The sequence below is a fragment of the Methylophaga sp. SB9B genome (assembly GCF_004832235.1).
Taxonomy (GTDB): domain Bacteria; phylum Pseudomonadota; class Gammaproteobacteria; order Nitrosococcales; family Methylophagaceae; genus Methylophaga; species Methylophaga muralis.
Genome location: NZ_SSXS01000097.1, coordinates 1 through 253, shown reverse-complemented (window position 1 = coordinate 253; position 253 = coordinate 1). Strand labels below are relative to the sequence as shown.

The following is a 253-nucleotide window of genomic DNA, read 5'->3' as shown; positions in this document are numbered from 1 at the left end:
TCAACCTGTTTTTGCTGTCCATGTTTTACCACGGCACTGGCTGCATGAGTGGCTTCCAGCAGTGATTTCAAACTCAGATCATCCGAGTAAGCAAATCCGGTTTTCTCACCACTACAGGCACGAACACTACACCTTGCTCAAGATGATAACCACCATCTTTAATGATGCCGTCATCCATCAGCCAGTTTTCCCCGCGCGAACGCTGGAAATACAAATCAGCAAAATCAACACCGGGACGCATGGCACTCGATAA

1 pseudogene is annotated in these 253 nt (G+C 47.8%); it reads right to left on the bottom strand.

Features of this window, described 5'->3' with window-relative positions:
• Positions 1–178 (bottom strand): annotated as a pseudogene (locus tag E8Q33_RS16865) (PmbA/TldA family metallopeptidase); the annotation flags it as partial.
• Between the last annotated feature and the right edge of the window lie 75 nt (positions 179–253).